The organism is Amycolatopsis ultiminotia, assembly GCF_039536925.1.
Classification (GTDB): Bacteria; Actinomycetota; Actinomycetes; order Mycobacteriales; family Pseudonocardiaceae; genus Amycolatopsis; species Amycolatopsis ultiminotia.
Genome location: NZ_BAAAZN010000024.1, coordinates 1 through 13721 on the forward strand (window position 1 = coordinate 1; position 13721 = coordinate 13721).

The following is a 13721-nucleotide window of genomic DNA, read 5'->3' on the forward strand; positions in this document are numbered from 1 at the left end:
GGCGCGGTTGCGGGCGCGGTTGCGGGCGCGGTTGCGGTTGCGGGCGCGGTTGCGGTTGCGGGCGCGGTTGCGGTTGCGGGCGCGGTTGCGGGCGCGGTTGCGGTTGCGGTTGCGGGGACTTGGCCACCAGGGGCTACCCGACCGGAAACTCGGCCACCACACGTCTGCCGCACCGGCAACCCGGCCGCCACACCGGCAACCCAGCCGCCGTACCTCTGCCGCACCGGCAACTGGGCCGCCACGCGCCTGCCACACCCACCGAAAACTCAGCCACCACACGTCCGCCACACCCACCGAGAACTCGGCCACCACACGTCCGCCACACCGAAAGCTCGGCCGCGCGCCTGTCGCACCGGCAGCTCAGCCACCGCGCCTCTGCTGCACCAGCAACCCAGCCAGCACGCGCCTGCCGCATCGCGACCCTGGCCACCGCGCCCCTGCCACACCACGACCTCGGCCACCACGCCTGTGCCACACCGGCAACTCAGCCGCGCGCCTGCCACCCCGGGAACTCGGCCGCCCTTCGCCGGAGACCCGGCTGCCGGGTGTCTGGTTCGTCGGAGCTTGGCCGGCGGGGATCTGCTCAGCGGGAACCCGGGCGTCCGGGTGCGCTGCGGGTCGCCTGCGGTCAGCAGCGGTGCGAGGGGGCCCGTCGTGGCCTGGCCGCGGCCGCGCCCACCAGGCCGGCGATCGCCACGAACGTCCCCACCGCGACGCCGATCTGCGGGCTCGCCACGAGCACGAGACCGGCCGGCACCGCGACGACCGCCACGGGCAGCAGGCACGCCCACAGCATCGGCGCCCAGGCCGAGAGCAGGCCGGCCAGGAACGACAGCCACGGCTCGCGGGTGTCCGGTTTGCGATGACGCCCGGTGCCGCTGCGGGCCAGCACCCTGGCCCCGGCGGCGATCATCTCCTCCGGGGTCGCGATGCGCCGCTCGGGCCGGGCGGGCGGCCAGTCGACGGTCACCCGGACCCGGCTGCGACCCGGCTTCTCCCCGATGTCGGCAAGTACGGTCACGAGGTCCTTTTCCTTGTCTCTTCCAGGCAGGCGGACGGGCTCGGGTGCCCTTCGGTGTCCGCTGGAGTCACGCCTTCCTCCCTCGACAACTCCGGTTGCCCACATCTTGGCGGGAACTCTGCGTTACCACTCGGTAGTACCCGCAGTGTCGCGACGAACGGTATTTCACGATCGCCCAGCGGTTCGAGTGACAACGCCAGCTACTCCCCGCGACCACCCTATCGTGGTACCAGCCTACCTCCGCGACCGGTCCGCGACGGTCACGATCGACCCCACATTCGGCCCGCACCTGCACAATCCCGGGCATCTGCACGTTCATCCGCACGTACCTCCGGTAGCCCGTCGCACCGTGGGCGGCAGCGCAGATCAACGCGGGCGCACACTGGGCGTCACCGAATGAGTCAGGACACGAGCACCGCTTATCACTCGGACGAGTTACCACGGAGAGTGAACATCACCTGACTGCACACACCGGTGGCAGCAGTGCGGAGCCGGTGGCCGCAACACCGGCAGCCGGTGGCACCGGCTGGCGGCACAGTCTCGCCCAGCATGCCCCGAGCCGTGGCCGGTCTCCGGTCCCGGACCGGGTTCGAACGGCGGTCAGTGGTCGTGGCGGCTGAGGGTCTCCGCGTCTTGTACGCGGAGCGTGCGGAGTCACACCAGAGTGCAGCCGAGGATCTCCGCGGGAGTCACACCGGAGCGCGGCCGAAGATCTGCGCGAGACTCACTCCAGGCCGCGGCCGAAGATCTGCACGAGAGTCACACCAGAGCGCAGCCGAGGATCTCCGCGGAACTCACACCAGGCCGCGGCCGAAGATCTGCACGAGAGTCACACCAGGCCGCGGCCGAGGGTCTGCGCGGGAGTCACACCGGGGCGGGTCCACTGCGGCGTGGGACGGCTGGTCGGGCCCCACGTCGCGACGCCGTCCGCGTCTGTGCGCCAGTACCAGCAGATCGGCGCGCCGTGCCCGCCGACCGGGGAACCGGCCTCCGCGGCATCGGGCCAGCCCGCGGGGTTGTCCTCCCACGCCTCACGGCGGCCGTAGGGCGTCATGTCGAGCAGGCCCAGGGACCCGTTGGCCGGCTCATTGCCCCGGCCGGTCGTGGAGTAGGTGAGGAACACGCGGTCCCCGTCGCGCAGGAAACAGGCGAGATGGCCCATGCCACCGCCGATCGGAGCGGCCACGTCGCGCACCGAGTACCAGGGTTGGGTGTAGCCCATGAACTCGACGTAGGCGGCGACCTCGTCCCAGCGGCCGGTGGTCAGCACGGCGAACGAGACGCCGCGGGCGTTGAGGTACACGGCGTCCTTGAGGTGCCAGACCGTGGTGGTGCAGCCTTCGCACTGGCCCTGGTGCGGCGCGCCGTCGTACCACATGTGCTGGTAGACCACGAGCTCGTCACGGCCCTCGAACAGACTCAGGAACGGGACCGGGCCGTCCGGTCCGACGAGTTCGACCGTCCCGTCGAGCTCCACCATCGGCAGCCGACGGCGGGCCGCGGCGATTGCGTCACCTTCGCGGGTGTGCGCCTTCTCGCGGACCAGCAGTTCGTCGCGCGCGGCCTGCCAGGTGGCCAGATCGACGATTGGCGGACGTCCTGGCGCCGCAGTGGCCGGATCGTTCGGAGTGCTCGGCATGGCGTCCTCCATGATGTCCCGCGCCGGGCGACGGTCGCCCGCGCAGGCTCGCGGCCGGGCCCGTCGCGGCGAGTCCTCCGCCGAGCCTGCACCGGCCGCGCGCGGCTGACAAGTGCGCGGACGCGCTTGCCGGTCCGCCGAGACCCGGGGTACCTTGCAATTAGGCAAACCTAACCTAACTAACTGTCAGGAATCCCGATGCCCACCATTCCCCAGCGGCGTGCACCCGTGGCGCGGCGGCTTCTCCGGGCTCCGGTCGTGCGGAGTGAACGGACCTCGGCGCATTTCGTCACGCTCACGCTCGGCGGGGACGAGCTTGCGGACTTCGTCCCGCTCGGATTCGACCAGTGCTGCCGGCTGTTCTTCCCGCGCGAAGGGCAAGCCGAGCTGCGCTTGCCCACTGCCTCGAACACCCGATGGTTCGCCCAGTACCTGCTGATGAGCACGCAGTCGCGGCCGTGGGTGCGCAACTACACCGTCCGCGCGTTCCGGCCGGCGGCGGCCGAGCTGGACATCGAGTTCGCGGTGCACGACGACGGCGGACCGGCGACCAGGTTTGCGCTGCGCGCCGGTCCGGGTGACGAGGTCGGGATCCTCGACGAGGGCATCACCTTTCTGCCGCCGGAGAACGGCACCCAGCTGCTCGTCGCCGACGAAAGCGCGGTGCCCGCCGCGCTGGCTGTGCTCGAGTCCTCCCCCGCCGAGCTGCGGGCGACCGTGCTGCTGGAGGTCGGCGCGCCCGAGGACGTGCACCCGGTCGAGGCGCCTGCCGGGGCGGACGTGCGATGGCTGGTGCGCGAGGACGACCGGCGGCCCGGTCTGCTCGCCCTCGGCGCGCTCGCGGAACTCGACCTCGCCGACCCACCCGCCTACACCTGGGTCGCCGGCGAGAGCGGCCTGGCGACCGGCGCCCGCCGGTTCCTCACCCGGGAACGCGGCGTGCCGAAGAGCGCGATCGCGTTCTTCGGCTACTGGAAACACGGACGCAGCGGGTTCGGCTGAACCGGCCGTGATCGGGGCCACGGCGCGGCGCCGGCCGATGCCGTGCGTGAGAGCATCGCGGTCCGACGACAGGAGGGCCATGCACGACGAATTCGCCGACGTCCCGACCACGACACTTGCCGACCTGCTCGGACGCGGCCGAGTACTCGACGGCGGCGTACGCCCGTTGTGGGGGCCGCCGGTCCCGCGCGTCGCCGGGCCCGCCTACCCCGTCCGCTGCCCGCCGGGTGACAACCTCATGCTGCACGCGGCGATCTACCGCGCACCGGCAGGTTCGGTCGTCGTGGCCGAATCCGGCGACCTCGGCTATGCGCTGGCCGGCGGCAACGTCTGTGCAGTCGCCCAGCGCCGTGGCATCGCCGGGTTCGTCCTGGACGGTGTCATCCGCGACGTCGCCGAGGTCCGGGAGCTGGGCTTTCCGGTCTTCGCCCGCGGCGTGGTCCCGATCCCCGGCACGAAAGCCGCCGCGACACCACTCGGCACGGCAGTGCGGTGTGCCGGCGTCACGGTGGCGCCTGGCGACGTCGTGGTTGCCGACGAGGAGGGCGTCGTGGTGGTCCCCGCTGCCGACACCCACCAGGTTCTCGCCGACGCCCGCGCGAAGCTGGCGAAGGAGCAGGCACAGCCGCTTGACGACTGGGAAGCCGACCATCGGGCGCGAGTCGAGGCCGCGTTGCAGGCGGCCGGTTTCACCGGCTGAAAACCGTCCGAAGAGGACTGTCTACTCCGGTCCCGGCTCCGAATCCGGTGGCGGTTCTTCCGGCTCCGGCAGCGGACGGTCCGGCCCGGGAGAGGGCAGCACCGGATCGGGCTCGGCCGGAACCGGCGGCACCGGTTCCGGCGGGGCGGGTGGCGCGGTGAGGCGGACGCTGGACATCGGGCTCCTTCCGCGGTCGCCGGACGGCCGGCGCTCGGCCGTCTCCATGGGGCTACCGCAGATCCGCGCCGGTGAAACCTCACCCGGTCCGGACGCAGTCGGCTAGGCTCGGAAAGGGGACCGGACGAGGGACGGAGCAGAGGACCATGACCACGGACAACCCCGGCGAGCAGCCGTTCGACCCCGGACAGGGGCCGGCGGTACCGGACCCGGACTACAGCGAGGGCGGAGTGCCGTCCTACGACTACGTCCGGGACCGGATCGAGAAGCGCTACACGACCTCGCTCGGCTCGACCGACCTGGCCGGCATCGGCGGCCCGGAGACCGTCGAATCGCTGGACAAGAAGATCGCCGACCGGGACAAGGCGGCGAAGGACAAACTGGCCGAGATCCGCCGCTCGATGGGCAAGGAGTGACCGAGCCCGAACCAGCAGTCCGCCCCGGCACAACACCGCACCCACCACCGCACTGAACGCCACCACAGCGCACTGCGGTGCCGGAAACACCGTACGGACACGGCACTCGACGCCACAGCCTGCGCCACGCCGCGCCCCGGACGGTGCTGCATGGGCAAGGCGCTCCGCAGCGACACCGCGCGCTGCACGGACAACACGCTTCGCGCCGCTGGCAACGCACCTCGCACTGCGCGGACCGGACTCTGGACGGTGCCGCGGGAGGAAGACACCCCGGCACTGCGCTGACAATTCTACTGTGGACTGACGACCGGTTTCCGTGGCGTGACCGGTGAATCGGGCCGGAAAGCGGCGAAAACCCGCCCGTGAACCGGCCGGACGCCGCCGCGGGCACCGGCCGGGCACCCGGGCAGCGGCCGCTCTCCGCTGCGGCGAATACGCGGTGGTGCACCGGCCGGATACTCTGGTTTGATGGTGGTCATGGGCAACACCATGGGCGCCACTGTGCGCGTCCCCGGGCTGGTTCTCACCGAGCACGAGTTTTCCGTGCCGCTCGATCACGCAAGTCCCGGGGACGGCGAGATCACCGTCTTCGCCAGGCAGGTGGCCGATCCGGACGGGCTCGACCGGCCGTTTCTCGTTTACCTGCAGGGTGGTCCCGGGCACGAGGCACCCCGGCCGTCGGCGAGCACGCCCAGCTGGCTGCCCCGCGCGCTGCGCGAGTACCGCGTGCTCATGCTCGACCAGCGGGGCACCGGCCGGTCCACCCCGGTGGGCACGCTGCCCGGCCGGTCGCCCGCGGAACAAGCCGCGTACCTCACGCACTTCCGCGCCGATTCGATCGTGCGCGACGCCGAGCTGATCCGCCGGGAGCTCGGTATCGACCGGTGGAGTGTGCTCGGTCAGTCCTTCGGCGGTTTCTGTACGCTGGCCTACCTTTCGCAGGCTCCCGACGGCCTTCGCGAAGCGTTCTTCACCGGCGGCCTGCCACCGCTGAAGCGGCATCCGGACGAGGTGTACACCGCCACCTTCGCCACCATGCTGGAGCGCAACCGCCGTTACTACGAGCGCTATCCGGCCGACCGGGAGCGGGTCCGCGCGCTGCTCCCCCGCCTCGACGAAGGCGAGATCACACTGCCCGACGGAAGCACGCTCACCGCGCGGCTGTTTCGCCAGCTCGGCTACCTCCTCGGCGCCGGCGGCGGTCCGGAGACACTGCACTACCTGCTCGAACGCGATCCGGCCTCGCCGGCGTTCGCCCACGACCTGGCCTCGATGCTGCCGTTCACCGCACGCAATCCGCTCTACTCCGTCGTCCACGAGTCGTCCTACGCCGACGGCGGAGCCACCCGCTGGTCCGCGCAACGCGTGATACCGGAGGCCTTCGCCGAGGATCCCACGCTGCTCACCGGCGAACACGTCTTCCCTTGGCTGTTCGAGGACGTCCGGGGCCTCCGGCCGCTGCGCGAGGCCGCCGGATTGCTGGCCGCGCACGAATGGCCCCGGCTCTACGACGCCGACGCCCTGCGTGCGTGCACAGTCCCGGCCGCGGCCGCGATCTACGCCGAAGACGTCTACGTCGATCGCGTGTTCTCCGAGGAAACCGCGCGGCTGATCCCCACCCTGCGGCCGTGGGTCACCAACGAGTACGAGCACAACGGCGTCCGCGTCGCCGGCGAGCAGGTGCTGGGCAGGCTGGTCGACTTGGTGCGCGGCCGGGTCTGAGCCGCGGGTCAGGGCCGCGCGAGGATCACCGCACGAGCGGCCAGGTGCAGGGCCAGCCGTTCGTCCGGACGCGACAGATCGATGTCCAGCAGCTGCTCGATCCGGGCGACCCGCGCGGCCACCGTATTGCGATGCACGCCCAGCACGGTGGCGGTCTCCGCGAGCGAAGACTCGGCGTCCAGGTAGACCGCCAGCGTCCGGATCAGGTCACCGGGGGCGGAGTTCAGCGGTGCCAGCAGGGCGCGAGCCGCGGGGTCGAAGGTGTCCGTACGGGTCCATTCCAGCAGCAGCTGCGCCATGCCCAGCTGATCGACGTGCAGGAAGTGCCCGGTTTCCTGGCGGGTGGCGGCGAGCCGGGCCGCGTCGGTCGCCTCGGCGACGGTCGCGGCGAGACCGTCGGGATGCGGATGCGGACGGCCGACGCCCAGATCGGCGTCGAGCGTGCGACGCAGGCTGCGGTGCACCGCACGCAACCGGGCGGACAGGGTGCGCACGCGTTGCGCGGTCGGTTCCTGGTCGAAGGTGACCCAGCCGGTCCAGCCTTCGCCGTGCTCGACCGCCACCGCATCCACGGATTCCGCACGCAACGCGCGGATCACCTCCTGCGTACGCGCCACCGTGTCCACCTCCGCGGGCACGCCGATGCGCAAGCCCACGTGCCAGCCGCCGAGCCGCCAGCCCGCGTCGGCTGCCCGGCGACGCAGATCGGCGCCCGGTTCGCTCTCCGGCCGCAGCAGATCGCCGAGCAACGCGGACCGCGAACGTGCATCACGTTCCAGTTCGAGCCGATTCGCCAGCAGCCAGCGCTGTACCGCCCCGGCGGCAACGGCGAGCGTGGCCGCCACCACGTCGGCGCGCGGCGCGTCCCGCTCGCCCAGCTCGGCGGCGAGCCACACCGACGGCCGCGGCAGCACCGCCGGATGCGCCAGCAGCACCCCGCCGTCGTCGAGGTCCACCCGCTGGGGCACCGGCTCGCTCACCCGCACCCGCGCGGCACCGGTGAGTTCACCGGCCAGCAGCCCGCCCCGGTCGTCGAGGACCGCGACCGGGACCCGCGTCAGCCGGCGCAGCACGGTGACCACCTCCTCCGGCGGAAGCAGCCGCTCCCCCACTGCCCGGTGCGTGGCGAGCACCGCGGTGGCCCGGTCCAGGTCCGGTGCGGCGAGCAGCATTCGCGCGTCCACGAGCAGTTCGAGCGGGTCCGCGGTGCTCGTCAGCAACGGCACGGACAACCGGTCGGCCAGCAGCCGTGACGCGGTAAGCGGTTCCGGACCGGGTAGCAGCACCCCGGCGGCACCGGCATCGGCACACCGCCGCAGCAACGTGTCCACCCGCCAGTCCGCGTCGAGCGGACGGACCAGCACGACCAGCTCCGCCTCCCCGGGTGTGCCGGACGCGTCGAGTGCCGGCCGCACTGTCTGCAGTGGACCGTCCACACCGGCCTCTCCGGCGAGTACCCGTACCTGTCCGTGCCACGACGGGAGCGCGAGCACCCGGCGCAGGATCACTGTGACACCACCGGATCACAGTCGATGCCGTACGCCCGCGGCCGCACCATCGGCAGCCGCCGCGGATCGGTCCAGAACGGTGCGGCCGCCAGGCACACCACGTCCACCTCCGCCCCCACCCGGATCGCGTCGCACAGGACCGGGGCACCGGTGCGGTGGTCGAGCACGGACAGCACCTCCGGAGTCGAGGCCACCGGTTCGCCGTCCCGCAACGCCAGCAGGTACTCGTTCTCCATCTCCAGCCGCAGCAGTGCCCCGTCCTGGTGATCGGCCAGCGTCACCGAACCGCGGCCGAAACCGGGGCTGCCGCGCCTGCTGCTGCCGACGTGCCGCGAGACCTCCAGCACCCGGCCCCGTGCGAGCACCCGGCCGCCGAGCGCCTCGGCCAGCGCCGGGCGATCCGGGCTCTCGCCGACCGCGAGCGCCCGCGTGCCCAGTTCCAGCGCCGCGCGCACGGTTCCGGTCACCGCGTGCCCGGCCAGTTCACCGGCCGGGATCGGGGCGAGCGCGATTGCCGCCCAGCCACCCGAACTGGCCAGGAACGCTCGTGCGCCCCGTTCCACCAGCGCGTCCGAGCCCGCGGCGAGCACCACCACCTGTCCGCCCGGTTCGGCGAGCGCGGCCGGTGCCACCCCACGACCGGTCGCCGCCACGGAGAACTGGTCGAGCCGCGGCAGTCCGCGCCCGGACAGGTCGGCGTCCACGCACGCCAGTCCCTGCTGCCGCGCGATCACCGGTGCGAGCAGCCCGTTGAGCCCGCCGATCTCGATCGACATCAGCGCCTGCCCACGGACCCCGGTCCACCGTTCGATCGCCGCGATCGCGGTGCCGAATTCGTCGCCGCCCGGCAGTTTCTCGGTGAACGCGGCGGTCGCGCCGACCAGGCCCACCGGCACCACCAGCGTGTCCGCGGCCAGCTCGGTGATCGCGTGCACGACCGGCTCCCGGCCGGATTCGATCAGCCTGCGCAGCAGCCCTGCCGAGGTGACGGTGTCCCCGCCGCCGCCGGAGCCGAGCAGCGCGACCCCGCGTTCGAGAGCAGGCACGTCCGCGGCGGTGATGCGCATGGCTGACCAGAGTAGACGAACTCAACGCAGGCTGTAGCCCCCGTCGGGATAGAGCGTCGAGCCCGTCGTGTAGCTGTTCCCGAACAGGTACAGCACCGCATCGGCCACTTCGGACTCCTTCCCGACGCGCTGCAGCAGCGTGTCCTTGCGGTACTGCGCGAAGCTCGCCGCCCGCACCGCGGCGGGCCGGTTCGCCCACAGGTTGCCGTCGATCGTGCCCGGCGAGACCACGTTCACCCGCACCGGAGCCAGTTCCACCGCGAGACCACGGCCGAGCCCCTCGATCGCCGCGTTGCACGCCACGTACGCGGGCGCCGCCGCGGGCGGGCGCACGCTCGCGGCGCCGGCCATCAGCACCACCGAAGCATCCGCGGACAGCTTGGCCGCGGCGTACTTCACCGCGTGGTACTGACCCCAGAACTTCGTGACGAACGGGCTGGCCGCCTCTTCGTCGCTCAGTTCCCGCATGGGTCCGACGGTGTAGGACGCACCGGGGGTGAACAGGTGGTCCACCCGGTCGAGCGCGCCGAAGAACGCGGCCAGCGAGTCCTGCTCGGTCGAATCGACCACCTGCCAGGTCGCCGCGGGCCCCAGTTCCGCGGCCGCGGCGGACAGCCGGGCCGCGGTCCGGCCACCGAGGTGCACGAGCGCGCCCGCGGCCACCACCTGGCGCGCGAGCTGCAGTCCGATGCCGGAACCACCGCCGACGATCACCACGATCCGGCCGGTCAGCGCGCTCATCCCGCCACCTCCACCGGGACGAAGCGGTGCGGCAGCCCGAACGCGGCCGGGCCGAAGGTGGCCAGCGCCTCCGGCGTGCGCATCAGCGAGGGGGTCGAGATGCCCACCACGGTGACCCGCTGGCCGTAGCGCAGGGTCTCGGTGGTGATCGGTTCCGCGGTCTCGGCTTCCAGTACGCAGACCAGATCGGGTACCAGGCAGCGGACCTCGCCGTCCACCATGGCGACCAGATTTTCGTTCTGGAACAGGATTTCCAGCTTGTGCTCACCGTCGAAGGACACCGCTTCGGCCCGGCCCCGGGCAAACCCGGCCTCGGTGCGTCGTTCCACATCGGACACTTTGCCGCGGAACAGCACCCGCAGATGGGAGTACCGGGTGTCGCCCAGCGCGGTGGCCAGTGCGGCCACCGGGTCGGCGCCGGCTTCCCGTGCCTCGCGGATCGCCCGGCCCACGGTCAGCGCGAGGGACAGCGTTCGCGGCACGGCGGTGCGCTGCACGTCGGCACCGCTCATCGGGTACTCCGCGATGTGCGCCACGCCGCCGAGCCGGATGGTGATCCCCCGCGCGAGCCACTCCATCCGCCGGTTGTCGGTGCCGGTGTCGATCACCGTGGTCTCCCCGCGTTCCCCGCCGATCGCCATCGGCGAGCCGGAAACGCCGTACACGCCGAACGTCTCCATCTGCAGTTCCGGGAACGCACGGCCCATCCCGTCCGCGTCCACCAGCGGCAGGCCGAGCCGGGCGGCGACGGCGAGCGGGATCGTGGAGTTGATCCCCCCGCATTCGATCGGCATGGTGGCCTCGGCCCGCCTGCCGAGGTGCCGTTCCAGGGTGCGCAGCGCGAGCGCGGGTTCCTCGCCGCTGGGCAGCTTTTCGTGCACCACGGTCGGTGCGCCCATCTGCGCGGTCGGGATCACCAGTGCGTCGCCGGCCAGTTCACCGGGGTCGAGGACGGTGACCGGCCCGTGCTCGCGGATCGCCTGGCGCGCAAGCAGCCGCCCGACGTACGGGTCGCCGCCCCCGCCGGTGCCCAGTACCGCGGCACCACGCGCGAGATCCTCCAGATGTTCTTCGGTCAGCGTCCAGCTCATCCGGCGACCCCGATCGGGTCGAGGTCGTAGCCGAAGTACCGGGGCCCGGCCAGTGCAATGCCCTCCGGGGTGTGCCAGCGGGGGTCCGCGGGCGCGGCCAGCACGCTCACCCGCTGTCCGTACCGCAGCGCCTCGGTGGTCACCGCGTCGCCGGATTCGTGGTCCAGCGTGCAGATCAGGTCGGGTACCGAGGCCAGCACCGCACCTTCCGCTTCGGCCACCAGATGCTCGTTCTGGAACCGCAGCACCATCTCCCGGCCGGTGTCCTCGTCCGTTCCGGACAGCCGGGCGGCACCACGGGCGAACCCGGTCACCGTGCGGCGCGAGACATCGACGACCTTGCCACTGAACAGTTTCCGCCCGCGCAACCGCGATGCCACGCATGCCACCGGGTCCTCGTGTGTCTCGCGCGCCCGCCGCACGAGCGCACCCAGTTCGGCGCACAGGCTCAGCGTCCCCGGGACGAGCGACTCGCGGGCCTGCGCACCGGACATCGCGTAGTTGCTGATCATCGCCGAGCAGCCCATGTCGATGGTGGCCGAGCGCGCGAGCCGTTCCGCCCAATGATTGTCCACAGTGTCCAGTACGCTGCGGTTGCCCTTCTCGTCCGCGATGGACATCGGGGTCGCCCTGATCCCGTACAGCGTGGGCAGCACCATCTGCAGTTCGGGGAACGCCCGGCCCATCCCGTCCGCGTCCACCAGCGGCAGCCCCAGCTGCGCCGCCGCGACGACCGGGATCAGCGAGTTCACTCCGCCGGCCTCGGCGCAGGCGATGTGCGTCAGCTCCCTGCCGAGGTACCCGGCGAGCGTCCGCGCGGCGAGGCCGACCTGTTCGGTGGACGGCAGTTTCTCCACCATCACGGTCGGCGCGCCCATCATCGCGACCGGCAGCACCACCGCGTCGTCGTCGAGATCGGCCGTCGGGACGAGCGGCACGGCGCCATGCTCGCGCACCGCGGACTGCGCCAGCAGGCGCCCGATGTAGGGGTCACCCCCGCCGCCGGTGCCGAGGATCGCGGCGCCACTGGCGATGTCGGCCAGGTCGTTGCCGGTGATTTCCCGCATCGGTCACACCCCCAGCTGCAGGTCGCCGACTGCCTTGGCCCGGATCCGGGTGGCATTGCCGGGCAGGTACGGGATGGGTACCTCGTCGAAGTCGACGATGCCGACCGAGGCCGGGCTCGCGCCGGCCGCGACCGCGCGGTCCACCGCTTCCTGCTTGGCCTCGTCCACCACCGCCTCCCGGCGCCCCGGTTCGATCACGTACACCCGGTCCACCTCGCCGCCGATCTGCGCGATCGCCGCCCCGATCGCGTTGGCCACCGCGTAGTGACCGGGACGGTGCACCTCGCCGGCCCCGGCCAGCTCGTCGGGCAGCAGCACCGAACCACCGCCGACCGCGACCACCGGCAGCGGCTCGGCCGAGGTGCGCATCCGGTCCACGACGTCGGAGACGTTCGCGGCGATCCGGTCCAGCGCGGCCCGCACGAGGTCGCGGTCCAGGTGCGCGACCAGCGCGGGGTCACCGATCTCGGCGCGTCCGGCGGCCACCGCGATGTCCGTGGCGGTCAGCGTGCCGCCACCGAAGACGAGTGCCCGCGAGGTCAGCTCGTAGCCCACCGAATCCGGTCCGACGGACACCTCGCCGGCCGTCCCGCGGATCCGGCTGCCGCCACCGAGGCCGATGGACAGCACGTCCGGCATCCGGAAGTTGGTCCGGATCCCCGCCACGCTCACGTCGGTGGTCGCCTCGCGCGGGAAACCCTGCCGCAGCACGCCGACGTCGCTGGTCGTGCCTCCGACGTCCACCACCGCACAAGTGTCCAAACCGGACAGCACGGCGGCCCCGCGCATCGAGTTCGTCGGACCGGACGCGAAGGTGGCCACCGGATACCGGCGGGCGAACCCGACGTCCATCAGCGTGCCGTCGTTCTGGCTCAGGTACAGCGGCGCGGTGATCCCGGCCCCGGTCACCGACGCGGCGAGACCGTCCACGATGTGCGCGGCCAGCTCGCGCAGCGCCGCGTTGATCACCGTCGCGTTTTCCCGTTCCAGCAAGCCGATCCGGCCGATCTCGTGGGACAGCGAGATCGCCACGTCGGGCAGCGCCGCACCGATGATCTCCGCGGCCCGTGCCTCGAACTCGGCGTTGACCGGAGAGAACACCGACGTGATGGCCACGCTGCGCACCCCGGCTCCGCCCATGTCCTCGGCGGCCTTGCGGAGTTCGCTCTCGTCGAGTTCGGCGATGTGCCGTCCGTCGAATTCGTGCCCGCCGTGCACCAGGTAACTGCGCCCGGACACCGCGTCGACCAGGCGCTGTGGCCAGTCCACCATCGGCGGCAGCGAAGCGCCGGCGGGCAGGCTGAGCCGCACCGCGGCGGTCGGCGCGAGCCGGTGTGCCTCCACCAGCGCGTTGATGAAGTGCGTGGTGCCGATCATCACCGCCTGCACCGCGGCCGGGTCGAACGCGCGCTGCTGCTGCAGCCCGTCGATGGCCGCGACGATGCCCGAGGTGACGTCCTCGGTCGTCGCGGTCTTGACCGAGGCGAGCACTTCGCGGCCGGACAGCAGGACCGCGTCCGTGTTGGTGCCGCCGACGTCGATGCCGATGCGCACGGGCTTTCTCTCCTTG

14 protein-coding genes are annotated in these 13721 nt (G+C 72.2%); 5 read left to right on the forward strand and 9 right to left on the reverse strand.

Annotated features, from left to right (window positions below; all coding sequences use genetic code 11):
• Positions 1–628: 628 nt before the first annotated feature.
• Together ABD793_RS36960 and ABD793_RS36965 are read right to left on the reverse strand one after the other, a co-directional pair.
• Complete coding sequence (locus tag ABD793_RS36960; RefSeq protein WP_344868108.1) at positions 629–1021, reverse strand: hypothetical protein; 393 nt, start codon at positions 1019–1021, stop codon at positions 629–631.
• Between the two features lie 829 nt (positions 1022–1850).
• Entirely contained in the window at positions 1851–2660 is an 810-nt protein-coding gene (locus ABD793_RS36965) for a DUF899 domain-containing protein (RefSeq protein WP_344868110.1), read from the reverse strand.
• 198 nt (positions 2661–2858) lie between these two features.
• Here ABD793_RS36965 and ABD793_RS36970 point away from each other — a divergent pair, with 198 nt between their 5' ends.
• Together ABD793_RS36970 and ABD793_RS36975 are read left to right on the forward strand one after the other, a co-directional pair.
• On the forward strand, positions 2859–3662 hold the full coding sequence (locus ABD793_RS36970) for a siderophore-interacting protein (protein ID WP_344868112.1): 804 nt from the start codon (positions 2859–2861) through the stop codon (positions 3660–3662).
• Between the two features lie 79 nt (positions 3663–3741).
• Positions 3742–4362 carry an RraA family protein gene (locus ABD793_RS36975; protein WP_344868113.1) on the forward strand — a complete coding sequence of 207 codons (621 nt, stop codon included), beginning with the start codon at positions 3742–3744 and terminating at the stop codon, positions 4360–4362.
• 21 nt (positions 4363–4383) lie between these two features.
• Here the strand turns inward: ABD793_RS36975 and ABD793_RS36980 are convergent, their stop codons facing one another.
• Positions 4384–4539, reverse strand: coding sequence for a hypothetical protein (locus ABD793_RS36980; RefSeq protein WP_344868114.1), 156 nt, complete (start codon positions 4537–4539; stop codon positions 4384–4386).
• 146 nt (positions 4540–4685) lie between these two features.
• Here ABD793_RS36980 and ABD793_RS36985 point away from each other — a divergent pair, with 146 nt between their 5' ends.
• From ABD793_RS36985 to ABD793_RS36995, 3 genes are all read left to right on the forward strand, one after another.
• The gene (locus ABD793_RS36985) at positions 4686–4955 is read left to right on the forward strand and encodes a hypothetical protein (RefSeq protein ID WP_344868116.1); all 270 of its coding nucleotides are present in this window, start codon (positions 4686–4688) and stop codon (positions 4953–4955) included.
• A 150-nt stretch (positions 4956–5105) separates the two neighbouring features.
• Entirely contained in the window at positions 5106–5240 is a 135-nt protein-coding gene (locus tag ABD793_RS36990) for a hypothetical protein (protein ID WP_344868118.1), read from the forward strand.
• A gap of 183 nt (positions 5241–5423) precedes the next feature.
• Complete coding sequence (locus ABD793_RS36995; protein ID WP_344868119.1) at positions 5424–6677, forward strand: alpha/beta fold hydrolase; 1254 nt, start codon at positions 5424–5426, stop codon at positions 6675–6677.
• Positions 6678–6685: 8 nt separating this feature from the next.
• Here the strand turns inward: ABD793_RS36995 and ABD793_RS37000 are convergent, their stop codons facing one another.
• From ABD793_RS37000 to ABD793_RS37025, 6 genes are read right to left on the reverse strand one after another with little or no spacing between them, the layout of a single operon-like run.
• Complete coding sequence (locus tag ABD793_RS37000; protein WP_344868120.1) at positions 6686–8185, reverse strand: helix-turn-helix domain-containing protein; 1500 nt, start codon at positions 8183–8185, stop codon at positions 6686–6688.
• Positions 8182–9252, reverse strand: coding sequence for a DUF917 domain-containing protein (locus tag ABD793_RS37005; protein WP_344868121.1), 1071 nt, complete (start codon positions 9250–9252; stop codon positions 8182–8184). Before ABD793_RS37005 ends, ABD793_RS37000 begins: the two co-directional genes overlap by 4 nt.
• 21 nt (positions 9253–9273) lie before the next feature.
• Entirely contained in the window at positions 9274–9993 is a 720-nt protein-coding gene (locus ABD793_RS37010) for an SDR family oxidoreductase (RefSeq protein ID WP_344868122.1), read from the reverse strand.
• Positions 9990–11084: an S-methyl thiohydantoin desulfurase family protein gene (locus ABD793_RS37015; RefSeq protein WP_344868123.1), complete on the reverse strand. Its 1095-nt coding sequence runs from the start codon at positions 11082–11084 to the stop codon at positions 9990–9992. The genes ABD793_RS37010 and ABD793_RS37015 overlap by 4 nt, the downstream gene beginning before the upstream one ends.
• Positions 11081–12151: an S-methyl thiohydantoin desulfurase family protein gene (locus ABD793_RS37020; protein WP_344868124.1), complete on the reverse strand. Its 1071-nt coding sequence runs from the start codon at positions 12149–12151 to the stop codon at positions 11081–11083. The genes ABD793_RS37015 and ABD793_RS37020 overlap by 4 nt, the downstream gene beginning before the upstream one ends.
• Before the next feature lie 3 nt (positions 12152–12154).
• Positions 12155–13705, reverse strand: coding sequence for a hydantoinase/oxoprolinase N-terminal domain-containing protein (locus ABD793_RS37025; protein ID WP_344868126.1), 1551 nt, complete (start codon positions 13703–13705; stop codon positions 12155–12157).
• Positions 13706–13721: the final 16 nt, after the last annotated feature.